Origin of the sequence: Oceanobacter mangrovi (assembly GCF_019740315.1) — a bacterium.
Taxonomy (GTDB): Bacteria; Pseudomonadota; Gammaproteobacteria; order Pseudomonadales; family Oceanobacteraceae; genus Oceanobacter; species Oceanobacter mangrovi.
This window is the reverse complement of record NZ_JAHXZR010000002.1, coordinates 101,218-125,939: the sequence shown is the minus strand read 5'-3', so window position 1 is coordinate 125,939 and position 24,722 is coordinate 101,218. Positions and strand designations below refer to the sequence as shown.

Below are 24,722 nucleotides of genomic sequence, written 5' to 3'. Positions count from 1 at the left end.
GGGAAGATAACTGCGCAAACCAGTGGCATTCAGGCTGATTGTCATTCATCCGGGCGTCTATCCGAAATCTGCCCACTCAGGCAAAGAGTCAGAAAAAGTTTTACGGTTGTGGTGAAGTGCAGCGCAAGACGATAACTTTCAGACCTTATTAAGCCGTCCGTGAAATCGGGGTAGAACCCGGCAGCTCAAACAGCCCACACACCCTTCATGAATATTGCTCACATTGATCTGAGATAATATCAATTTTTCTCACGTTGTCGTTCCGGTATAAATCCCCCACTGCTCTGAACCAGCCTCCCCTGCTGCCGAAAATCCGGCCAGCAACTAGAGGGGAAAGACCACTGATTGGGTAAGTCCGAATCGCCATTGGAAGGTCCCGCAAGAGCACAAACACATTCAGGCTTTATCAGATAATCAGGATGCCAGGAACGATGAACACGAATTTCAGCTTCGCGATAAAAAGCACCCGCTTCGACGAACATTACCAGCCGTCGGATAACACTCGTATCACCACCAACTTCGCTAATCTGGCGCGCGGTGCCCGTCGTCAGGAGAACCTGCGCGACACTCTGCGGATGATCAATAACCGCTTTAACGCGCTGGCCAATTGGGATAACCCGAACGGTGATCGTTATTCCGTCGAGGTTGAAATTATTTCGGTGGATATCGACATTGAGGGCAACGGCCAGACCTTCCCGACCATCGAGGTGTTGCAGACCACGATTATCGACCACGCCCATAACAAGCGTATAGAGGGTCTGCTTGGTAACAGCTTTTCGTCGTATGTGCGGGATTACGATTTCAGTATTTTGCTGCTGGATCACAACCAGAATCAGGCCCGTTTCAGTGTTCCCGAAAACTTCGGTGATCTGCACGGCAAGCTGTTCAAGTATTTTGTGAATTCCGCCGCCTACCGTCAGAACTTCAGCAAGCAGCCGGTGATTTGTCTGAGTGTTTCAGACAGCAAGATCTACCATCGCACCGAAAACCAGCATCCGGTGCTGGGCTTTGAATACGAGCCGAATGAAGCGTCGTTAACCGAAAACTACTTCAAACAGATGGGCTTGCAGGTTCGTTATTTTATGCCGCCCAACAGCACCGCACCGCTGGCGTTTTATTTCTTTGGTGACCTGATTAACGACTACAGCAACCTGGAGCTGATCAGCACCATCGCCACCATGGAGACGTTCCAGAAGATTTATCGGCCGGAAATCTATAACGCCAATGCAGTGGCGGGCGAACGTTTTATTCCAAGCCTGCAGCACCCGGATCACTCGTTGACCCGTATTGATTATGACCGTGCCGAGCGTAGTCAGCTGGCCATCAAGCAGGGCAAGTTTGCTGAAGAGCATTTCATCAAGCCGTACCGCGCTGTGCTTGAGCAGTGGTCCGCCAGTTTCGCCGTTTAATTTGTTACCGATATTTGTTGATTGATTATGAAAAAGTTATTACCGACATCGACCGCTGGCAGCTTGCCGAAACCCGTTTGGCTGGCACAGCCGGAAACCCTCTGGTCACCCTGGAAGCTGGAAGGTGATGCGCTGGTCGAAGGCAAACAGGACGCCTTACGTGTATCACTGCAGGAGCAGCTGCAGGCGGGCATTGATATTGTCAGCGACGGCGAACAAACCCGTCAGCATTTTGTGACCACCTTTATCGAGCACCTCAGCGGCGTCGATTTTGAAAACCGCAAGACCGTTAAAATCCGCAATCGTTATGACGCCAGCGTGCCGGTGGTGGTGGATGCCGTCAGCCGCACGCGGCCGGTGTTTGTTGAAGACGCCCGCTTTTTACGCCAGCAAACCAATCAGCCGATTAAATGGGCGTTGCCCGGCCCCATGACCATGGTCGACACCCTGTTTGACGACCATTACCAGAGCCGCGAAAAGCTGGCCTGGGAATTCGCCAAAATTCTGAATCAGGAAGCGCGTGAGCTGGAAGCGGCTGGCGTCGATATTATCCAGTTCGATGAACCGGCCTTTAACGTGTTTTTTGATGAGGTTAATGACTGGGGCATCGCGGCACTGGAAAAAGCGGTTGAGGGCCTGCAATGCGAAACCGCCGTGCATATTTGTTACGGCTACGGCATCAAGGCCAATACCGACTGGAAACAGACGCTGGGTTCGGAATGGCGCCAGTACGAAGAGATTTTTCCGAAGTTGCAACGCTCCAGTCTCGATATTGTGTCACTGGAGTGCCAGAACTCCCGTGTGCCGATGGATCTGATTGAACTGATTCGGGGCAAGAAGGTGATGGTCGGGGCGATTGATGTCGCCAGCAACCAGATCGAAACGCCCGAGGAAGTGGCTAATACGCTGCGAAAAGCGCTGCAGTTTGTCGATGCTGACAAACTGTATCCAAGCACCAACTGCGGCATGGCTCCCCTCTCCCGCCAGGTTGCACGTGGCAAGTTGCAGGCCTTGAGTGACGGGGCGGCGATCCTGCGGGCGGAGCTTGCGGGTAGCGAGTTGGCGTTGTTGGTGTAATTCGGAGTTGTTGTCACGACATGTCGTGACCCTACGCAGGTCGGTGTTTTGTGCAACCCTGACGGTGTAATACGCCTGCGGCTATTACACCCTACGGTTCTGATGCAATTCGGAGTTGGTGTCACGACATGTCGTGACCCTACGCAGGTCGGTGTTTGGTGCACCCCTGACGATGTAATACGCCTGCGGCTATTACACCCTACGGTTCGGATGTAATGCAGGGCCGTTGTCACGACATGTCGTGACCCTACGAAGACGGGTATTTTTGCGTGGGGGATGGATTCCGAAGACGAATGTTTTTCGTAGGGGCAAGGCATGCCTTGCCAATGGCTTCCCGGAAGCAAAAAAACCGCTATCCAAAGATAGCGGTGTCATCATCAACAAGGGATGACAGCAAGAGGAACTACCTCACCAACGTCTTTCTATTTGTCTGCACGGTTTATCCCGCCAGGCGGCTGGTTGCTTGCAGTGGCGCAACCGACACGCCGCTATAACGCTCGACGTCCTGTTGCAACTCGGCACGATCCCGTGACGGGCTGAAGTACACCCGATACAACACCTCCCCGGCCTGTACCTGGCTGCCGAGTTCAACATACAGGTCGATACCCGCTCTCGGGTTCAGCGGCGCCCCGGCGTAACGGGCAATGCTGTTGATACGCCAAACATCAAAGGCATCCACCACACCACTGGCGCTGGCCAGCACATCGAGGTATTGATCCGCCGGTTCCGGCAGTGATTTACGCTTGCCCTGGGCCCGGCATATGGCGAGGAATTTTTTCGCCGCAGCGCCGGATTTAAGGGTTTGCAACGCCAGCTGGCGTCCTTCGCCCACTCCTGCAACGCCAGCCATTTCTAACAGCCGCCCAGCAAAATGCAGTGCCTTGTCGCGTAAATCTGCCGGGGCAGTTTTATGGTTATTCAGCACGTCGATAACATCACGGGCTTCCAGAGCCGGGCCAACACCACGACCTACCGGGTGATCCCCATCGGTCAGAATGGCGTCGACCTGAATGCCTAGCGCCTGGCCAACCGATTCAAACAGCGCCTTCAGTCGTTCGGCTTCCTGGCGGGTTTTTAATTTGACGTTGGGGCCAACCGGCAGGTCGATCACCAGGTGGGTAACCCCGGCGGCGTACTTTTTCGACAGAATCGACGCCACGCTCATCTTGGCGGAATCCAGATCGAGCGGCCGGATCATGGCGTTGGTCAGATCATCAAACAGCGTATGGCTGATGCGGCCATTCCAGACGATGCAGCCGTTCTCCTGCGCCACCACATCCTTGACCCGCTGGGCCGACAGATCGACGTCGGCGAACAAGGCCATGGTGTCGGCAGTACCCGCTGGCGACGTAATGGCTTTGGATGACGCCTTGGGAATCTTCAGCCCCAATGCTGCAATGATCGGAATAATGATCAGGCTGACCCGGCTACCGGGCAGCCCCCCCATCGAGTGCTTGTCGACCACCACTGGCAAGTCCCACGCCAGGTTGCTGGCAAAGCGTGAGCGCGCCCGCGTCAGGTCACTTAACTCGGTATCCGACAGGTCGTTAGACAAGGCCGTCAGGAAGGCACTGGCTGCCCCTTCAGAAATGCGGTTTTCATTAATGTCACTGATGACCGCATGGTATTCCTGCTCATTCAGGGGATTGCCTTTAATCTTCTTCTTCAGCAACGCCAGGCCGGCCGGGAAACCCGGTTCACAGACGGTCACACGCACTTTGGGATCAAACCCGAGCAAGCGGTAGGAAGCCTGCAAGATGCCAATCTGGTCGGACTTCAAGGCCACTGAATCCGACACAATCACGTCGAATACCCGCCGTTCATTAAAGAAGCATAACTCCAACCGAGGGTTGGCTTCGTCGCCGATTTGACCGATCCAGGGGCTGTCAGTGCGGATTACACAGGCTAGCCGGAATCCCGCTGTCATCTCGATCGGTCGGGTTTTGGTGTCGCAGCCCCAGAAATGACTGAGCGCGTCCAGAAACCGGTTGATGCCGTATTCGAGCGTTTTGTCGTTCACAATCCGCACAAACGGAATGCCTTCCGGAATATCCCATTCGAGACTATTGAGCCGCTGCTGCACGCCTTCCATGCTTTCACGACCTCGCTCAATCAAACGCTGTTTGAGCACTTCCTTGGAAGCGGTGATCTCAATCAGGGTCACCGGCAAATCCAGCTCTGCCAGTTGGCGAACGACCTTGCGGGAGACGTTGGCGATAACCGTCTCGCCAGCTGCAATCCGCGCCGGAATATCAGCTTGCAGGCCATAGTGCAAATCATGGGCCTGCCAGCTGGTGAGCAACCGCCCCGACCGCTGCCACTCGGCAAACTCGCTCTCACTGACAGCAATGTGATCCTCTCCACCAGCGTCAGCCGGACGGCTGACAACCCGCATGGCCCGGCCCACCTTGTGCCCGTACAAACGTTGCAGGGTCAGATCGATCAGGGTGTCCTTGCCGACCCCACTGGGGCCGACGACCAGAACGAGCATGCCCGCAGCACGGGCGGTTTGGTTACTCATGTGCCATCACTCCGCTTCGTCCAGACCGATATCCAGGGCTGGGGAAGATTGGGTAATACGACCAACAGAAATGAAATCAACGCCGGTTTCTGCAATCGCCCGAATGGTTTCCAGACGCACGCCACCCGAGGCTTCCAGCAGGATTTTGCCGTTCACCATTTCTACCGCTTTTTTCATATCTTCAAGGGACATATTATCCAGCATAATCACATCCGCTTTGGCTGCCAGTGCTTCGGCAACCTGATCCAGCCGGTCGCACTCCACTTCTACCTTGGTCAGCACCGGTACAGACGCCTTGGCGCGCTCGACCGCCGCAGTGATGCTGCCACAAACAGCGATGTGGTTATCTTTCAGCATAATGCCGTTATCCAGCCCCAGACGGTGGTTACGGCCACCACCACAGGCAACGGCGTGTTTTTCCATCGCCCGCAGACCCGGAGTGGTTTTGCGGGAATCGATCAACTGTGCCTTGGTGCCTTCAATCTCCTTGACGTAGCGGGCAGCCACGGTGGCAATACCCGACAGGTGCTGACAGATATTCAGCGATACCCGTTCGGCGGTCAGGATGCTGCGGGCACAACCACGAATTTTCAGCAGCACATCACCCTTGGCTACCTGGTCACCATCAGCGACCAGTGCCTCAACCTGCAGGCTCGGATCATAGAAGCTGAACACTCGCGCAGCGGCGGCAATACCGGCAACGGTCATTGGCTCACGGGCATTCATGTAAAAGTCGCCCTGTAATTCCTTATCCACCAGCAGGGTCGCTGTCAGATCGAAATAGCCAATATCTTCACGTAAAAAGGCGCGGATTTGATCGTCCAGCACCAGTGGATCCAGTGGCCAGGCAACAGGTTTTTTAGCAGTCATAATAGATACCTCAAATAAACAGGATTTATTTCAAACAGTTCTGGCCAATACACCAGACATTTCTTTTCTGAGTGCTACCAGAATGGCAGCCACCAGAATTACAGGAATAATCGAGTAATAATCACCAGGTGCCAGCAGTGATATACCACAGGCCAATATCACCAAACGGGCAACCGGATGAATCTTGTGAGACCAATATCCTTCCGCCGCAATTGCAATTGAAACGGTCGCCATCAATGCCTGAATAATCGCCAGAATACATTCCACTACCGAGCCGTTAAGCAAGACGCCGGGGTTATAGATAAAGGAAAACGGAAATACAAAAGCAATCGCCGACAAACGCACCGCGGTAGCCGCAATGGATATTGGATTACCGTGACACAAGCCTGCAGCGGCATAGGCAGCCACCGCAACCGGTGGTGTCAGTGCCGACAGAACCGCGTAATACAGGATAAACAGATGGGCCGACATAATCGGCAAGCCCATATGATTCACCAGGGTTGGGCCAACCAGCACAGCCGCCAGAATATAGGCGCTTGGGGTTGGCATCCCCATACCCAGCACAATGGTCACTACCGCGCTCAACACCAGAGTCATAAACTGGCTGTCACCGGCCAGCATCAGAATTAGCGCCGAGAACTTGGTGCCCAGGCCCGTCATGGTAATGCCGCCAATCACCAGCCCGGCCGAGGCGCAGGCAGCCGTGACGCCAACCATCCGAATCGTTGATTGCGGGAAGCTGTTCAGCAACTCTCGCACCGGAATACGGCGTTTGCCAGGCAACTGTGACACCACCAGAATGGCGGCGATTCCGAAGATGGCAACAAAGGTCGGCGAATAGCCCAGCACCAAAGGCACCACCATGGCCGTGAATGGCACCAGGAACATCCACGCCCCTTCGAACACCTCACTCCAGCGCGGGATTTCTTCACCCTGCTGCTGCCCGACGCCATGCGACAGACAGTACAGATGCACCTGCAGATACACGCCCACGTAATACAGCACTGCCGGAATCAGCGAGGCGATGATGATCTGGTTGTACGCCAGGCCGGTATATTCCGCCATGATAAAGGCTACCGAGCCCATGATTGGCGGCAGCAAACTGCCACCGGTAGACGCCGATACTTCGATCCCTGCCGACAGGTCTTTCGAAAATCCCAGCCGCCGCATCAATGGAATGGTGACCGAGCCGGTGGTCACCACGTCCGCCGTCGGACTGCCGGAAACCGTGCCAAACAGACCCGATGAGATAATCGCCACCTTGGCCGGGCCACCGATAGTTTTACCGGTCAGTTTTGAGGCCAGCCGGAAAAAGAAGTCACCGCCCTTCACCGCTTCCAGGAAGGTTCCGAACATCACAAACAGGAAGGCATAGGTTGCCGCGACCCGCACCGGTACGCCAAACAGGCCATCACTGGTGTAGATATTGATGTCGATAAAATCGGCCAGCGGAATATAACCGTGGCTGAATTCGCCAGTAAGCTTGTGACCCAGCAGGTTGTAGCCAATAAACAGCATGGCGATCATGGTTAACCCCAACCCAACGGTACGGCGGGTGGCTTCCAGAGTCAGCAAGGTTACGGCGACACCAACATAAAACTGCATATCGGTTAACGGTGTCAGCAGGCTGATACGATCAGTCAGTTCATCCATATTCAGCAGAAAAAACATCGAGCACAAGAAGGATAACGCGGCCATACCATAATCGGTCATTCCGGGTTTATTTGAACTGTCCGAACTCGATGGCGAAAATATGATAAATACCAGCACCAGCATTTGGGTCAGGTAGACAATAGTCAGTAACAATACATCCGAGGTGGAGAATATTGTTGACCAAAGCACCCAGCCAGCAATCGCAAAACCATATAGACTGACAAACTTATTGAGTAATCCCGCAGGCTTTCTACGATATCCCGTAGAAAGCAAGGCGACCCCCAGCGATGTTGAAATATTCAAGGCATCACTCCGAAAATCGTTATATCGATTTAATTACAAACCGTGCTTGTTATAGGCAGCTACTGCTCCCGGGCTATACGGCAATCGGGTTTGCGATTTCAGAACATCCGGCGTGAGTTTGCCCATCGCAGAATGAATGCCTTGCATCAGGTCAATATGCTCAATCAGGGCTGACGTCAGTGCTTCGGTCACTTGTGGCGCCAGTTTGTCGGAGACCACCAGCATGGCAGTTGCAGCGTTACTGCGAATATCCTTGCCGAGCCATTCGTATGAGTCTGCGCTGATGGTAAATGGCGTATCACCATACTTGGCTGACATTGCATCGACCACGCTGTCTGGTACTTCCAGCAAGCGCATGCCCATGTTTTCAGACATCGACCGAATCGCCGAGCTGCCGACAAAGGTCTGGTTCACCCACATATCAGCGCGACGGTTCTGGATCAATTCAGAAGCCACCGAAGACCCCTGATTCACCACACTGCCACCCCAACTCTTGATGTCATCCACGCTGACCCCCAGGCTGGCCAGTTCGTCTTCCGCAACCATCGACGGCAAAATGCCCTTGCGGTTCATCACGATGCGGACTGGCGGCTTTTTATCGGCCAGATCCTGCAACGAGCTGATGCCATATTTGGCCGCAAATTCTTCCGTCATGACCCATTGGGTCGGTGCCCAGTTATACAGCACCGCGACGACTCCAAAGTCTTTCTCTGGTGCCCGGAATGGCGCTTTGCCAGCCTCGGCCAGACTGGCTTCGCCGAGGTGCACAATGCCAAGATCACAGGCACCTTTCTTGAGCTGCATAATGTTGGCAAATCCGCCAGACGAGGTTTGATAGGTCACGCTGGAGTCCGGGTTTTCGGCCTTCACCACCCGATCCAGGCCGACGCCCAGCAAGCTCCAGAGGCCATTCGGGCTGCCTCCACAGAGGTTCAGGTTCATCGGCTCGGCGGCCTGTGCGCTCATTGAATGAGCAGCCAGGCAGGCCATGGTGGTCCACAGGGCTTTCTTCAACATCGGGTCATCCTCCGGTATCTGCAAAATCATGATTCGAACCACCAAAAACAACGTACACACTTGTTTTTTGGTAATTCCAGTAACATCCCCTTAAAACCAGCCGATTTTTTTCAATAAAAATCAGTTGGTTAGAAATCAAAAAATTCATCCTTCAATCACGGATGAATTGTTTAATCACATGTACAGAGGATTTAGCAGGTTGGATGCCAAGGGGCCAAAAGTGCTATTTTTGATCTGAATCAATGTTTTGTTTTTATTAAAAAACCATTAATTTCAATAACTTGGATTCAATTCAGAAAAATTTCAGCTAAAACGCAAAAAATCGGAAATTCGCCGCTCTGGATTCAGAGTCACGGTTAATAGCGCATCAGAACAGCACACAGTGCGCATTTAGAATGCACACATCGGATGCATTCTCCTGGTGGCAGGTTTGTCAGGCGTTTTGCCCAAGGGGAACCGGACTACGCTTGTTGTCTCCGCCGTTATGTCACGACATGTCGTGACCCTACGCACGCTTTACAAATGGCACCCTTGGAGGGCAAATGAGATTTCATGTGTAAGATGGGCCGTGCCCATCAGTTGTTGGGCATGGCCCAACCTACAGTTCCGGGGTAATTCAGGGCCGTTGTCACGACATGTCGTGACCCTGTGAAGGGCGGTGTTTTTCTTAGGGGCGAGGCATGCCTTGCCAGATTTTCTCTGATACACCCAAAACAAAAAGCCGCTACCCGAAGGTAGCGGCTTTGAGAGTCAGCCGAAGCTGAGTCTTATTGGGCAACAATGGAGGTAACGCCTTCGATGCTCTGACGGCCAGCATAGCCATCCAGATCACGTTCACCGGTTACCACAACGGTTGTGCCAACCGCAGATGGGTTGCTTGACGGGCCCCAGCTGGCGCGCTGGTCGGTTTCCAGTTTCACAACAATCACCTGGCTGGCGTCGTCAACATCCGCAATTTCCATCGCGTAGTCACCGTTGATAACGGTGCTGGTAACCACACCCACGACATCCACCACTTGCTGATCAACGGTTACGGCCAGTGCATCCGTCACGCTCATGGCGGTGCTGGAGCTGCCTGCCGCTGTCACCGGAATCGGGCCGAAGTAGCCGATCTGGGCTTCGTTACCAGCGGATGGATCGACAGACTCGTCACCAGGGTGCTGCACCACGTTGGTGATGTAAGCGAAGCCGTTGATCTGGTTGAACATGTACGGGCCAGTATTTTCAGCGCCGCTTGGGGCCGAGAAGATACGGGTCAGTGCTGCGGTTTCGAGGTTATATGACCAGACAAAGTTGTTGGCATGGTAGCCGGTGTCTTCGGTGATGATCAGGGTGTTGTAGCCAACGTAGGCAACGTTGTCCGGACCGGACAGGCCCTCGACATCACAGGAAGAACCGGATGGAATACCCGCCACCAGACCGGCAGCAGCACCGATTACAAACTCAGAGCCAATATCGCTGTTGCTGCCCAGTGACAGTTCGTAGATACCGCCACACTGGTTGGCATTGGCGATACGGATGTCGTTGGCACCGCCGTCTTCGTTGCTGCCATTGAGCATTGCCTTAACCACGTTGGTGATGGCCATGTAGGCCTTGTGATTGTGCGGGTTGTAGGTGAAACCTTCTTCCTTGGCTAACTCAACCGTGGCACCTTGCAGCGCCGCGTAACGACGGGTTTCCAGACGTGAAGCGGATTGTTCCATACCGGCGTTCAGCTTCAGACATTCCTGGGTGCCCAGGTAGTTGATGCTGTTGTAGCCCAGCGGACATTCACCGTTAACCACAGCGACGGCGTCGAAGATGTCGGCAAATTGCAGCGCGTCGTCTCCTTCGATCAGAGCGGCGATTTCAGCGTCTGTGGCATGACCCAGGTTGATCCATTCGATGTCAGCCGCGCCAATATTGGCGTTGGCATCGGAGCCGGCGTCGGTCTGGTTCCACTTCATCGCATACAGGGTACCGGCGGACAAGTCTTCAGCAGTGTCAGCCACGTACATGTACAAGCCGCCGCCAGTTGACTGGTCGTCGGTCAGGTACATGGTTTTGCGGTCTGGCATCACGTAAGGCACTTCGATAGACACACGGGCCACCGAGTAGTGTTTGACGATGTCGGTGGTCACGTCAGAACCATCCACATTCACAGTCACTTCAACCGGGTAGCCGTACCAGTACGGGTTCACCTGGCTGAGGCTGAGATCAGCGAAGTAGTCTTCAATCGGATCGTAGTAGCTGTCGATAGCACCGGTCGCTGCGGAGCGAAGACGCGCATTTGGCTCATATTCTTCCGCCGCCAGGTGGGTGTTCCATGGCGTGACCACAGCAGCACAGTGGTTGTAGCCACCATGAACGGCAGCGAAGTCCAGAGCCTGGGTTGAGATTGGGCTCAGTTCACCGGTAGTGCTGTCTTGCTGCAGTTCCAGCAGGTGCATACCGCCTGGAATGTTTTCAAACTGGCTGACAGCAAAGATGCGGTCGCCAATCGGCAGGATCGACATGAACTCGTTGTAGTTGGAAACAAACAGGTCGGTGCCCTGGTTGTCCTTGACCTGGGCGTAGGTGTTACCGTCGATCAGGTCGCCCGACTTCAGCAGCGTCTTGTAGCCAGAGTTTTCGATGGCCACACCATCAATGCTCAGGCCAGAGGAACCGATGGCCATAAAGGCTTCGGCTGAGGTTGACTCAGGTACTGCCACTGCTTCAAACGCCAGCGTGCCTTCGGTACGCAGGTTGACGTTGTTCAGTGTCGTGGTGGCTGGAGCGCTGTCGGCCAGTTCCGTGGTGCCAGTGCCCAGGCTTGGTTCTTCAACCGCCGTCACTTTTTCCTGAACCAGGAAGTTGGCGATTTCCCAGGTGCCAGAGTTGGCAGGGTCACTGGTGTATCGGAACGCCACAGAGATCACGCTTCCCTTGTAGCCAGACAGATCAATCTCACCGGAAGCCACCGCATCGGTGTAACCGGAAGAAGGCTGAGCAGCCCAGTTGGCCAGATCACTCAGGTCATCCCAGCTGGCGGCATCAACATCACCGCTGAAGTTGCTGGAAACCAGCAGCGACATTTCTGATGAATCTGACGGGCCATAGGCGTTACGCAGGCTGTCAAAAGTCAGCACCGGGTTGACCGCACTGCTCAGATCGACAGTCTTCACCAGCCAGTCATCACAGCTCTCAACGCCGTTATAACAAGAGATCTTGGCATACTGCAGATCGCCATAAGCGCTGGCGTACCAGTCCTTGCTGCTTTCGCCTGAGCTGACGACGGTGAAGCCGCTCAAATCGGAGAAGTCTTCTTCAGCGTATGGCGCAACCTGGCCGCTAACCAGCAGGTTGGCAATTTCCCAGGTACCAGAGTTGGCCGGGTCGCTGTTGTAGACGATGGCGATATAAACGCTTTCACCTTCAAAGGAGGACAGATCAATGTTGCCGGAAGCAATCGCATCGGTATAACCGGAAGACGGTTGTGGTGCCCAGTTGACCTGATCAGACAAGTCGGTCCAGGTTGCAGCGTTAACGTCGGAACCGTTGAAATCCGTGGAAACCAGCAGCGACATTTCAGAAGAATCCGCTGGGCCATAGGCGTTACGCAGGCTGTCGAACGACAGCACGGGGGCAACCGCATTGGTCAGATCAACGGCCTTGATCAGCCAGTCGGAGCAGTTTTCAGTACCGTTGTAGCAAGAGATCTTGGCGTACTTCAAATCACCATAAGAGCTGGCGTACCAGTCTTTGCTGCTTTCACCGTCGCTGATAACGATAAAGCCGTCCAGCGTGCTGAAGTCGTCCGCCGCCAGCTCAACAGCGGAGGCATCCGCCGTCTCGCCATCCGTGACTGTGGTGGTGGTTAGCGCCAGGTCCATCCACACCATGCGGTGGTCAGAGCTTTCGATATCGTCGCTGTCGACCGCTTCGATGAGATAGTGCAGGTCGTCAGAATGACGTGGCCAGAAAATACCGCTCTGGGCGATTTCCAGACCATAGGCAGATGGCAGTACGTAGTCAGCACGCATTGCCCAGCCAGCGGTGTGAGTAGACGCATAAATGCTGTCGTCGGTGTTTTCAGTACCAGCAGCAGACGTTGGCACCTGGAAGGTACTGCTGTCTTCGTGCAGGTTCGGGTTCACCAGCGGGTTCAGGGTCAGCTGCTCAATGGCGCGAACACCATCCACTTCGTAGGCATCACCTTCTTTGGCGGAGGCATTTTCGTCACCCAGAATTACGAAGCGGGTATTGGCTGCCAGTGAAACGTCGGCGTTGCCCTGGTCGTCGTAAAGGTAGTTGCTGTCCGGGTCGATGTAGTCTGCCCACAGGCGGATTTCATCGTAGTTACGAATACCGTTGCGATCCTCATCACCATCGAAGCTTGGTGGTGTTGGGTGCGAGGCCAATACGTGAACGGTGGTGCCATTCACGTTAACCGGCAGGTCGATGTGGGTTTTGGAAGACAGACGGAATACCGACATTTCTTCATCGGTGTACCAGTTTTCACCATCCAGTGTTGGCACCAGATAGTCTGGCATGTCTTCCCACTTGAACTTGGCGAAGGTGCGGGTCACGGCACTGTCGTCAATCGGGTATTTGGAGAAGATCACCATGCAGTACTGACCGTTGTAGTTACCAAAACCGTAACGGTCTTCCGGGTCATCGCTGTCGCCATCCTTGTTGAAGTCGACAGCAACACTTTCTTCAATTGGCGCGCCGGTGTTGCAGTAGTTGTCGTCGCCGTTGTCGCCGTAATAAACGTAGTCGTAGCTGACGGCTTCAACGTCGTCGGCCTGAGCGACTTCCAGGTAATCCTGTTTGAAGGTGGCTACAGTGGCGCCAGCATCGTTGCCGTCGATTTCGTTCAGCAGCAGGATATCCGGGTTGGCACGCTGAATCACTTCAGCGACTTTCTGGGCTTTACGATATTCACCACCGGCGAAGGCAGCTTGTTGCTCACCGACGGCGCTCTGCAGGTCGAAACCCGCGTTGAAGGTCGCAATACGGAAGTTGCCATCGGCCTTGGCCGGAATCGTAAAGGTGGTTTGCGGGTCGACGTTGACCGTGGTGCTGGCACTGGCCTCGTTGGACTCGGAGTCAGTCACTGTCAGGCTGACTGCGTAGGCGCCAGATGCGGTATAGGTATGGGAAGGCTTGGCTTCAGTAGAGGTACTGCCATCACCAAAGTCCCACGCATAGCTGTACGGCGCACCGGCACCGTTATTGGCAGCACCGTTAAAGGTGATGGCGCGATTGGCATAGAAGGTTTCGTCGCCGATGTTGATTTCCGCTGCCAGCGGGAAATCACCCGTGCCGTAACCGTCGATCAGAATGTCGTCCACTTCCCACTTGGTGGCATCGGTCACCGGGTAAGCGTAGTGGAAAGCCACATAGATCGGCTGACCAGCAAAGTCGGACAGATCAACGTCGCCGGAATCGGTAAACGCGAATGAACCCGCTGACCAGGTCGCGCGGTCGGAAATATCGGTCCAGGTTGCAGTCGCCGGGTCACCGGCATAATCGGTAGACACCTTCAGGGCGATCTGGTCAGTACCAGTACCGTAGTTCCAGGCGGTGTTGAACTCCATGCGAACGCTTTCAAAGTTGGTCACATCCAGCGCTGGAGTGATCATCCAGGTATCGCACGCACCAGAGCTGCCGTAACAGTTGGCCACCGCAAACTGATCGCCACTGTAGGTTTCCACGTGCCAGTCGTTGCTGCCTGCCACCTGATTGAACACGGTCCATTTGGCCATCGCACCCGATTCAAAGTCGTCTTCAAACAGCTTGATCAGGCGTGCTTCTTCAACCGGCGTATCGTCGATACGGCTAACGGTGATGGTCAGGCTTTGTGAATCGGTCGCCTGGGTATCCGTCGCCACCAGAGTCACGGTCAGTGACGTCAGGTTCAAGGCATCGTCGTTAACAGCAGTGACACCCGCCGCTGTCAGCACAACATTGCTGCCGCTGATGTCGAAATAATTGTTGTCGTTGTTTTCCAGGCGATAGGACAGCTCGTCGCCATCCGCATCAGTAGCGCTGAAAGTCGCGACCACAGTGCCTTCAACAACATCGTCTTCGCTCACGCCATTGGCAGTGGCAGTCAGTACCGGTGCTGTGTTATCCAGAGCTGAGTCATCAATACGGGTAATGGTCACAGCCACACTGTCACTGACAGACTCGCTACCATCACTGACGCTGACCGTCACAGTCAGACTGGTGAGGTTCAAGCTGTCATCATTGACCGCCGCGACACCCTGGCTGGACAACACAACGTTGTTATTGCTGATGTTGAAGTAGGTAGCGTTGGTGCCGCCCAGGCTGTAGCTGAGGCTGTCGCCATCAGCATCAGTGGCCGCAATCGTAGCGACCTGCGAGCTGGTCGAGACACTGTCTTCGGTCAGCGCAGTGCCTGCAGTCAGGGTCAGTTCTGGTGCGGTGTTGGTAGTGTCGGTATCTTTGTTGCCATTACCGTTGCTACTCGAACCACAGCCTGCCATGGTCAGCGATGCTGCAATTACCGAAACAGTCAGCAACTGTTTGGCAGCAGGCATCACTGACACAGGCAATCCGGTCAGGGTTGCTTTCGTCATGAGGTAGTCCTCGATCCTTTTGAGTGTATTGGAATTCCACGGCCCACATGCCATACGCAGCATGCGGGTTTGCGACTTACGCCCGGCGAGCGCACCTCGCCACAGCCATCAGTACCCACAGGGCCAACAACCCAAGGGCACCTCCTGATGAGGTGTTGTTCTCTGCTTCGGCGCTGGCCGATACCGACTGGCTATTCTGTTGTGGGTCTGCTGCTGTCACTGACGAGCCCGCGTTGCCGGTATCGACCTGCCGCACAGCGGTTGGCCACTGCAATCTGAGGTCGTAATGGAACTGGCGACTGGCAGGTAACAGCGGTACGGCATCCTGATCAACGTGTTGATAAACGTTGACGGCTTCGCCCAGTACCGCATCGCGGCCCAAATAAAAGGATTGTTCGCGAACGATCAGCTGATAGGCCTTGTTAAGCGCTAACGCGCGTTCGCGGGAGGGAGTAATCAGCTGATAGACATCAGCCTGGGCGACCGCAGCCTTGTTGAGGCTGCCATCGCGGTTAAACCATTTTTCGATCATTTCGCGGTTCTGGCGGAATTCGTCCCCACCGCCCACGCGTTCCAGATATTGCTGGTATTCGCCGGTTGACTGCGTAACGTCTGTGGAATAGTTCGGCACGTCCGCCATGCCTCTGAGGTTGATATAACCCCAGCCGGCAGCACCGGTAACCTTGCGCGGGAATGCAAAACTGTTGTCAATGGTGGTGCCGGTGGTGGTATGGCAGCCCATGCAAAAGAAGTTTTCTTCGTAATTCTGCAACCGCAGCTGGCCGTTCTGGTCTTCGATCCAGCCCTGGATGACCCAGCCGAGCTTGTTGTTCATACCCGCTTGTGGCGCTGGTTGCTGCCAGGAATAGGTTGGCAGTTTGCCCGCCAGTTTTTCGCGGTGTTCCTGGTTATACGCATAACGTAGCGCAACATCGGACAACGGCTTGTATTTTCGGCTGTAGCGTAGTTCCTTCATCCGCCTGGCAGGCTGGATCGAACCGTCTGCGTCGACATCCAGATAACGCAGCGAGTGCAGGAATTCCGTGCCGATTGGATATTGCTGAGGCTGTACCGCAACGTTGGCCGCCTGCCCCAGATACTGATCACGCGCCCACATTTGGCTGACCGTTTGCAGCACGCCGTCGCCGTCCAGATCGACACCGATAGCCGCTTCGTCCGTGGCGGGAATGGAGATGCTGTCGAGTTGCTTGATGGCCATTTCCACCAGCGACAGGTTCAGCAGATACAGGCGGTTATCCGTCTCACCAGTGTTGTTGAGCCGAAAGGCTTCCGGCAGCCGGATAATCACATCATCGAAGTTGCCGTTGGTGGGCCAGAAAGTACTTGGCAAAGGCTTGTAGTTAAACGCTACCCAGCCGCTGCCATCCCGGGCGAACCCCATGTCATCAAAAGCCTCGGCCAGATTGCCGTAATCGAGCAGATCTGCAACGTAACCGCCGCTGTCTGCTTGCAACAAGGCGCTGTAATTGTCTTCGCGTACATAGCTGAGAATCTGATCGTGGCTGATGCTATCGATTTCGGCCTGGCGGGAATGAAACAGGTTGGCCCAGTGGTTGGTTTCACCAACCTCGGAAAAGGAATACTCCCCCTGCAGCTCACCATCGTTCATTACATTACGACGGCTGCCCTTGGGGTGTGTCTGATGGCAGATATAGCAAGGGTTAAACTTGCCTTCCGTTTTGGTGTAGCACTGAGGTGGAATCACGGCTTCAGCATTGTGCATATCGGCAACGCCGGAGTCGGCTGCCGAAAACAGCAAAATACCCAACGACCAGGCCAGCAGGTCGTTCTTTTCCGTGCCTTTTTTTGATTCCATCAAGTCAACAACGCCAGAGTACTGTCAGCCGACAAGCTGCTTCAGCCTGACTTAAAGGCTGATATTTGCTGACCTATCGGTTGAGTTTGTGTTCAAAAGTGGTGCAACTCTGGACACTTGATGTGAAAAACCCGTGTTATTTACATTTCACTACAGTTAAGGATATTTGACACAGGCACAAGTATCGCCATTCATTGATCAATTATTGAAATTCAGGAATTTATAAGAATATAGGAGACTTACATCGGATCGTCGTCACGACAGGTCGTGACCCTATGAAGAATGGTGGGATTGCGCCGGAGTAAGACTCGGTTTTTATCCGCAAGAGTTCTGGAGAGAAACGGTGGGTTTGCGTCGGGGCAAGGCATGCCTTGCCAGCAGAAACAGCGGTCAGTGAGGCAGTTCGGTAGTAGCGTCGACGGATGCAGGCCCAGGAATGTCTTCTTCCGCGAACTGGTATTTGATCTCCAGAATCGTCTCCAGTGCATCACAGAATGCGGTTACCAGCGTGGGATCAAAATGGCTGCCAGATTCACTCTGGATCAGTTCAATCGCCCGTTCGACCGACCAGGCTTTTTTGTACGGCCGTTCGGTTGTCAGCGCATCAAAGACATCAGCAATGGCAACGATGCGCCCTTCCAATGGAATATTACGGCCTTTCAAACCAGCGGGATAACCACTGCCGTTCCACTTTTCATGATGAGTGGCGGCAATTATCCGCGCCATTTGCAGTAGCTCGGAACCGTCTTCACCAATAATGTCGGCACCAAACTGGGCATGCTTTTTCATCAGTTCCCACTCTTCCGCATCCAGTTTACCCGGCTTCAACAAGATACGGTCGGGGATGCCGATTTTACCGACGTCGTGCATCGGCGCCGCTTCGAACAGCAGCCGGGTCCAGTTTTCCGGCATGCCAATGCCTTCGGCAATGATTCTGGAATAGTGACTCATACGAATCACGTGCATGCCGGTTTCGTTGTCCTTGAATTCGGCTGCCCGACCGAGCCGGCGAATGATCTGCAAGCGGGTGGCGTTCAGCTCCTCGGTACGCTGGATCACCTTTTGTTCCAGCACCCGATTCTGGTCATGCAGGGCCAGGTGCGTGCGCACCCGCGCCAACACAATCGGTGGACTGAGAGGCTTGGTAATGTAGTCAACAGCGCCCAGTGCAAAGCCCCGTTCCTCATCACCGACTTCACTTTTGGCAGTCACAAAAATAACCGGAATATGGCTGGTTCTGGGGTCGCTTTTCAGCAGTTCGATGGTTTCGTAGCCATCCAGGCCCGGCATCATGATGTCCAGCAGGATCAGATCAGGATGTGGTGAGATGGCGGCAATCTTGAGTGCCTGTTCGCCACTGAGCGCGGCTTTGACCCGGAACTCCGGTCGCAGAATGCCAACCAACATGTCAATATTTTCTGGTCGATCATCGACAACCAGCAGGGTTGGTGCGTTATTCAATGGCTGTATCATCAATGTTCCGTTGGCTCCTGCACTACTCACAGCAAAACCGGCGCCGCCGGTAAATTACTGCCGATGACGGCATGTATCGATCAACCAGTTAACGGCCGGAGCAACCACCATAAAAGGATTGTTTCGGGAAAATAGCTGCATCAGCTATTTTCCCTGATTCAATCAGTATATCCAAACCGTTCGAAGTTGCTGCGGACAGTCTGCAATTGGCATATCTGTACACACTGTATAACAGAGTGTATTCAGTCACCGCGTTATAAATAAACCCATCAGCATCCTGTTTTAACCGTATGCCAGCGGTGATTGATGGCTTATTCCATTAACGATTGCGGCTGTGTCAACTGCAGCTGTGTCAACTGTTCACTGGCAGTTTCAAATTGATAGTTTTCCAGACTGTGGGCAATGGCCTCAAGCTGTGGCTGATAAATGGCCATTGCAGGCGACGCCTGTACCCGTTTCAACAGCTCGGCAGCCTGGGTATCGTACTCTTGCAGCAGCTGCTGCAGGTTTTGCAGTAACTCATTGAGGTCCTCGTCTGGCTGTTCGAGTGGCTCAGGCGGCAATTTCTCTGGGGCGCTGTCCAGCTGTTGCAGGCCCGCCAACGCTGGCTGCAGCTGCTCGCAGGTCAGGCTCAGTTGCTGACGGGCATCCGCCATCAGCTGCTGCCGACAGGCCATATCCAGTTCGGTTGCGGCCAGTTGTACAGCACGAGCACCAAGGCTGCCAGCCAGCCCTTTGAGGGTGTGAGCCAGCCGGTGGGCCAGTTCCCAGTCAGCGCTGTCGAGAGCCGCTGTCACCTGTTCGGCAAAATTCTCATACTCATGGGCAAACCGTTGCAGCAGGCGTCGATATAGCTGCAGATCGCCCTGGGTACTGTGCAGGCCAATGGCCGTATCAAAGCCCGGCAGTTGTGGCAACTCGGGGGCACTGCTGTGGCGAGTATCGGAACCAGCCACAGGCTGTTCCGCCAGGTTTGTACCTTCGACCGGCGCAATCCATTTGGCCATGATTTCAAACATGTTCCTGACATTGATCGGCTTGCTGATATGGTCGTTCATACCCACCGCCAGTACCTTGTCGCGGTCGCCGACCATGGCATTGGCGGTCATTGCCAGTATCGGCAAATCGGCCCACTGCGGCTGATTGCGAATCTGGCGAGTAGCTTCATAGCCGTCCATCACCGGCATCTGGCAATCCATCAAGACGCCATCAAAGTTCTGTTGTTGCAGCCGCTCCAGCGCCTGTTGGCCGTTGTTGGCGACTTCCACCAGCAAGCCATGCCGCAGCAACAATTCCAGCGCCAACTCCTGATTAATCGGGTTGTCTTCTACCAGCAAGATTCTGGCTCCTGCGAGGCTGGCAGTAATGGTTTTGAGGTCATCGGTTTCATGGCGGCTCTGCAGAGACAAACGTTGTTTGCCCATGCACACCAGAATGCTGTCGAGCAGCCCGGAGGGTGTCACCGGTTTATTGAGGAAGCCATTAATCGCCACATCTTCGGCGGCCTGGCGGGCTTCATCCTTGCCGTAGGCCGTCACCATAATCAGCGTTGGCAGCGGCCCACTGCCCCGCCGCGAGAACAGTTGCCGAGCGGTTTCAACACCATCCAGACCGGGCATTTTCCAGTCCAGCAACACCAGCTGATACGGCGATGCTTGCTGTTGCTGTTCGACCATCGCCAACGCATCTTCGCCATTGGCAACCTGATCGACCCGCATACCGAATGAATTCAACATGGCACAGAGAATCATCCGCGAGGACGCGTTATCGTCCGCCACCAGGACCCGCATGCCAGACAGCAAGGATTTGTCTTCGTCCTTGTCGGGGCGCCGTGCTTCCGGCTGTTTGCCCAGCGCCACGGTGAAGTGGAACTGGCTGCCGACACCCGGCGTACTATCCACCCAGATGCGGCCGTCCATTTTTTCGACCAGGCTTTTACTGATCGCCAGCCCCAATCCGGTACCACCGTATTTACGGGTCGTTGAGGAATCCGCCTGCGAGAACGAATGGAACAGCGTCGCCAGTTGTTCGGCGTTAAGCCCCACACCGGAGTCTTCGACGTCGAACTGCAGCTGGACGGTTTGCGGATCTTCTGACAGCACCCTGGCCCGGAAAATAATTTCACCTTCTTCGGTAAACTTGGCGGCGTTGCCGCCCAGATTCACCAGTACCTGCCCCAGCCGCAGCGGATCGCCGATCAGTGCCGAGGGCAGGTTGTCAGCGAGATCAAACAATAATTCCAGACCTTTTTCTTCGGCCTTCAGGCCAATCAGGCTGGCCAGTGTATCGAACACCTGTTCGAGCTGAAACTGGGTGCTTTCCAGCTGCAATTTACCAGCTTCGATTTTGGAGAAGTCGAGAATGTCGTTGATGATGCCCAATAACAACTCGGCCGAACTGTGTATTTTCTGTAAATAGTTACGCTGCTGCAGTGTCAGCTCGGTATCCAGCGCCAGATACGACATGCCAATAATGGCGTTCATTGGCGTACGGATTTCGTGGGACATATTGGCGAGAAATTCGGACTTGGCCCGAGTACCTTCTTCCGCTGCTTCCTTGGCCTTGGCCAGTTCCAGCTCGGCCTGTTTGCGATCAGTAATGTCGCGTGACAATCCCAGCACACCAATGCCCTGCCCGACACCGATCATGTTGACCACAAACGGCGCCTTGATGGTATCCAGCAAGACCCGGGTGCCATCAGGGTAAACCACCCACTCCTCATTGCGCCGCAATTCGCCAGCAGCCATCATCGCGGCATCGTGGTGGCGGAACTCGGTAGCAGTATCTTCCGGAAACAGCTGATAATCATTTTTGCCGAGAATATCGCCCCGCTCACGACCAAGAAAAGCTTCCATCGCCCTGTTGACTTCGATATAGACGCCGTCGCCGTCCTTGGCAAAGATCAGGTCGGGAATATTGTCGAATACCATCCGCATCATGTTGCGGCTTTTGCTGAGTTCTTCGGTGCGCTCAGCAACCTTGTCTTCCAGCTCGTTGCGTGATCGCACCAGTGCCCGGTTAGCCCGATCGCCGAGCCAGAAGCTGAACCCCAATAACAACAGAGTGAGCAGCAAAGTGATGCCTAGCACCAGGTAGAGCGTATTGCGCGAGACGTAGTAGCCAGCCAGAGCTTCGGATACATCCATTTCACTGACAACACCCAGCCCCAGTGTCGGCTCCCATACCCAGGCACTGATCACCGGCTCGCCACGATAGTTATTCTGGCCGAGCAAGCTGATACCGGATTTACCTTGTTGAATGGATTTGGCGAGATCTGTTAACGGCCAGTCTGCCTGACTCTGGCTCGTTGCAGCACCTGCGGCCAGGTCGCCGCCCGGATCGGTCAAACGCACGTTGAGAATGTTGCTCTGGCCCGGCTGCAAGCGGCCAATCTGTACCAGCTGGTCGATGAAACGGCTGTTGGAGACCATATAGCCATCGCGGTTAATCGCGTAGGATTCGCCCGTTTCACCAATCTGGCCATTGAGAATCGTCGATAGTGTGCCCAGCGGATCAACCGCAGCAATCACCACCCCAATGACCTTGCCACGATAGTCTTGCACCGGCGCAGCAAAATACATACGGATATCCTCGCTGCCCGGTACCCGTTGCGGTGGGATAAATATTGCTTCACCGTCAAATGCTGGCTGCAATTCGTCGAACAGCAAATGATCGACCGGAAAGGCCTTGTCAAAAACCGGCGTGCCATCAGCCAGAATCATGCTGAATTGCCAGTCTTCAATTTCCCCCGCCTGATGACCTTTTCCCGATAGCGATAATGGCATGACATTCGCCAGTTGCTGCTGTGACAAGCCAGCGGTGGCGTTAAACAGGGTCGCCAGATCCGACTCACGGGCAATCAGCGATACCATTCGCAATTGTCCCTGCACCCAATACAGCAGGGTTTCATGGGCCGATTGCAACACGGTTTGCAGGGCATCACCGGTACGCTTGCGGGTGATCTGTTCTTCCCGAGCCAGTGAATACCAGGCCACCGCCCAGACCAGCACCAGTACCGAACAAATCGAAAGCACGGTGATAGTGCGCAATTTGCCAGACTGGTATAGCTCAATAGCATCCGCTGAACGGCGGCTAACCATCCAGGCCAGCAACATAACGACACTTGCCAGCCCCAACGTCATCAGTACCAATAGTAACAGTGGCAGACTGTCGGTTGGCTGCGGCGGCACAATCCTTGGAGTGTTGCTGGCAACCGCCATTTGTTGCAGGTCTACATCGATCCAGCGATTGCGAATCCTGTCACGTTCGGCTGGTGTAATCGACGCCAGTGCCTGGTTCAAAATCGGTATCAATTCTGGCCAGTCTGTGCGGATACCAAAAGCCAGTCGGTATTCAATATCCGTTACGAAGTTAACCTTGAGGTTGTCCAGACCAAGGGTTTTAACCTGATCCAGTGCGACAATCTGATTGGCCAGGATGCCATCCAGGAAGCCTGCTGATACCTGCTGCATGCCTTCCGATACCGTTTTTACATAGACTACCGCCAAATCTGGATATTTTTCCTGCAACCACAGACCCGCCGCATACCCCTCGACCACCCCGATTTTCAGATCAGCCATTTCCTGTATTTCAAGTGAAGGCGTTGAGCGGCGACTAATAACAACCGTCGGGACGTCAAGATATGAATTGGTGAATAAATACTGCCCGACCCGTTCAGGTGCCACAGCGATATCTGGAATAAGGTCAATCAGACCATTTTTATATCCAGCCAGAACCTCATTCCAGGAATTTACCGGCTGATAGACAAGTTCAACATCCAGCAGCTCGGCAACCAGATCAACATAGTCCGGCACTATGCCCTGGTATTCACCATATTTGTCGGCATATTCAAACGGCTTCCAGTCAGGGTCCCCCCCAAGCCGGATATAGGGATGCTCTTTCAGCCACTGCCGCTGCTCGGCAGTCAGGCTTGCCCGAAACACAGTGCCGCGGTCGAACCTTCGTACCTGCGAATTTGTCGTGTTATTTACCGTGTTGTCCGCTGCGGCCACCAGCATCGGGCCCGAATAATCCGAGCCAACCGTCGCATCGATTGCAGCAGCCTTGCAGGCCAGCAGCAACCCCCACAATAGCAGTACCAATACCCCTGCAGGCCTTGCTAACAAGTATGATGAAGGTCGTTTCATAGATGCCCGTCAGCCTCCGTCAGCCAGACCAGAATCAACCGAAAAACCGTAGCGCTGGAGAATCTCCTGATAGCCAGCTTCCTGGCGGAACTGCTGAATCGCGGCTTCCAGTGCGTTACGCAATTGTTCCGCGCGCGGATAACGCCGCGATACCGCCATGGTCACCGGCAATTCAAACACCGCCGGTTCTATCACCCGGATGGATTTTGAAATGCCCAGCTGATGCGCCAGATACAACATGAACTGGGGGTTGTTGACTGCCAGATCAAAGCGTCCGGCAATCAGGCTTTTCAACTGCTCCACCGAACTGCTGGCATAGGACTTGTCGAGATAAGCGGCATTGTCGAGCGCTGCGCCATAAGTCCAGCCCAAAATCAGCCCAAGGCGGTAACGGCTCAAACTGCCAATCTGACCGTCAAATTCCAGCCGGTTATCAGCCCGGGCAATCAAATGATGCGACTCGATAAGATGCGGCGTCTGGGTAAACAGCGCCAGCTGCTGACGCTCTGGTGTAGCCGTCAGGTTGACCGCCAGATCCTGGCGGCCAGATTCCAGTTCGGCCAACATCAACCGCATAGTGGCAAACTGGCTGACCCGCATGTCATAGCCCAGCCGCCCGGCCAGTTCGAGTGCAATTTCATAGGAAGCTCCGCGCAAGCTGCCGTCTTCATCGCGATAATAAAACGGTGGAAAATCATCACAGATCGCAACATTCAACACCGGCCGCGCCTGCACCGGCAGCGCCACCATCACAACCATTACCAGGGCGACAAGCAGTTGCCAGGCTCTTCCACGTTCAGCCACACAGGCTCCAGATCCCTTAGCGGGAGATTAAATAATTCAGGA

11 protein-coding genes are annotated in these 24,722 nt (G+C 54.5%); 2 read left to right on the top strand and 9 right to left on the bottom strand.

Features of this window, described 5'->3' with window-relative positions; genetic code table 11:
• Window positions 1-431 precede the first annotated feature (431 nt).
• Window positions 432-1,409, top strand: a complete 978-nt coding sequence (locus K6123_RS04665) for a DUF1852 domain-containing protein (RefSeq protein ID WP_221794659.1) — start codon at window positions 432-434, stop codon at window positions 1,407-1,409.
• Window positions 1,410-1,436: 27 nt separating this feature from the next.
• On the top strand, window positions 1,437-2,486 hold the full coding sequence (locus K6123_RS04660; protein ID WP_221794657.1) for a methionine synthase: 1,050 nt from the start codon (window positions 1,437-1,439) through the stop codon (window positions 2,484-2,486).
• A gap of 439 nt (window positions 2,487-2,925) precedes the next feature.
• Here K6123_RS04660 and K6123_RS04655 read toward each other — a convergent pair whose 3' ends face one another.
• From K6123_RS04655 to K6123_RS04615, 9 genes are all read right to left on the bottom strand, one after another.
• On the bottom strand, window positions 2,926-5,007 hold the full coding sequence (locus K6123_RS04655; protein WP_221794656.1) for a thymidine phosphorylase: 2,082 nt from the start codon (window positions 5,005-5,007) through the stop codon (window positions 2,926-2,928).
• Window positions 5,008-5,013: 6 nt separating this feature from the next.
• On the bottom strand, window positions 5,014-5,877 hold the full coding sequence (nadC, locus tag K6123_RS04650; protein ID WP_221794654.1) for a carboxylating nicotinate-nucleotide diphosphorylase: 864 nt from the start codon (window positions 5,875-5,877) through the stop codon (window positions 5,014-5,016).
• A gap of 30 nt (window positions 5,878-5,907) precedes the next feature.
• Window positions 5,908-7,719: a TRAP transporter permease gene (locus K6123_RS04645; RefSeq protein ID WP_343223967.1), complete on the bottom strand. Its 1,812-nt coding sequence runs from the start codon at window positions 7,717-7,719 to the stop codon at window positions 5,908-5,910.
• A gap of 147 nt (window positions 7,720-7,866) precedes the next feature.
• Window positions 7,867-8,850, bottom strand: coding sequence for a TAXI family TRAP transporter solute-binding subunit (locus K6123_RS04640; RefSeq protein ID WP_221794650.1), 984 nt, complete (start codon window positions 8,848-8,850; stop codon window positions 7,867-7,869).
• A 767-nt stretch (window positions 8,851-9,617) separates the two neighbouring features.
• Window positions 9,618-15,419, bottom strand: a complete 5,802-nt coding sequence (locus tag K6123_RS04635; RefSeq protein ID WP_221794648.1) for a DUF5017 domain-containing protein — start codon at window positions 15,417-15,419, stop codon at window positions 9,618-9,620.
• 76 nt (window positions 15,420-15,495) lie between these two features.
• Window positions 15,496-17,256, bottom strand: a complete 1,761-nt coding sequence (locus K6123_RS04630) for a hypothetical protein (protein WP_221794646.1) — start codon at window positions 17,254-17,256, stop codon at window positions 15,496-15,498.
• A gap of 390 nt (window positions 17,257-17,646) precedes the next feature.
• The gene (locus K6123_RS04625; RefSeq protein WP_221794644.1) at window positions 17,647-18,729 is read right to left on the bottom strand and encodes an HD-GYP domain-containing protein; all 1,083 of its coding nucleotides are present in this window, start codon (window positions 18,727-18,729) and stop codon (window positions 17,647-17,649) included.
• Window positions 18,730-19,040: 311 nt separating this feature from the next.
• The gene (locus K6123_RS04620; RefSeq protein WP_221794642.1) at window positions 19,041-23,876 is read right to left on the bottom strand and encodes a response regulator; all 4,836 of its coding nucleotides are present in this window, start codon (window positions 23,874-23,876) and stop codon (window positions 19,041-19,043) included.
• A 9-nt stretch (window positions 23,877-23,885) separates the two neighbouring features.
• Window positions 23,886-24,680, bottom strand: coding sequence for a substrate-binding periplasmic protein (locus K6123_RS04615; RefSeq protein WP_221794640.1), 795 nt, complete (start codon window positions 24,678-24,680; stop codon window positions 23,886-23,888).
• Window positions 24,681-24,722: the final 42 nt, after the last annotated feature.

Coding starts and splice junctions, on each gene's coding strand:
- K6123_RS04625 (WP_221794644.1), bottom strand. CDS start 18,729: ATGATACAGCCATTGAATAACGCACCAACCCTGCTGGTTGTCGATGAT.
- K6123_RS04665 (WP_221794659.1), top strand. CDS start 432: ATGAACACGAATTTCAGCTTCGCGATAAAAAGCACCCGCTTCGACGAA.
- K6123_RS04660 (WP_221794657.1), top strand. CDS start 1,437: ATGAAAAAGTTATTACCGACATCGACCGCTGGCAGCTTGCCGAAACCC.
- K6123_RS04635 (WP_221794648.1), bottom strand. CDS start 15,419: ATGACGAAAGCAACCCTGACCGGATTGCCTGTGTCAGTGATGCCTGCT.
- K6123_RS04620 (WP_221794642.1), bottom strand. CDS start 23,876: ATGAAACGACCTTCATCATACTTGTTAGCAAGGCCTGCAGGGGTATTG.
- K6123_RS04655 (WP_221794656.1), bottom strand. CDS start 5,007: ATGAGTAACCAAACCGCCCGTGCTGCGGGCATGCTCGTTCTGGTCGTC.
- nadC (WP_221794654.1), bottom strand. CDS start 5,877: ATGACTGCTAAAAAACCTGTTGCCTGGCCACTGGATCCACTGGTGCTG.
- K6123_RS04630 (WP_221794646.1), bottom strand. CDS start 17,256: ATGGAATCAAAAAAAGGCACGGAAAAGAACGACCTGCTGGCCTGGTCG.
- K6123_RS04640 (WP_221794650.1), bottom strand. CDS start 8,850: ATGTTGAAGAAAGCCCTGTGGACCACCATGGCCTGCCTGGCTGCTCAT.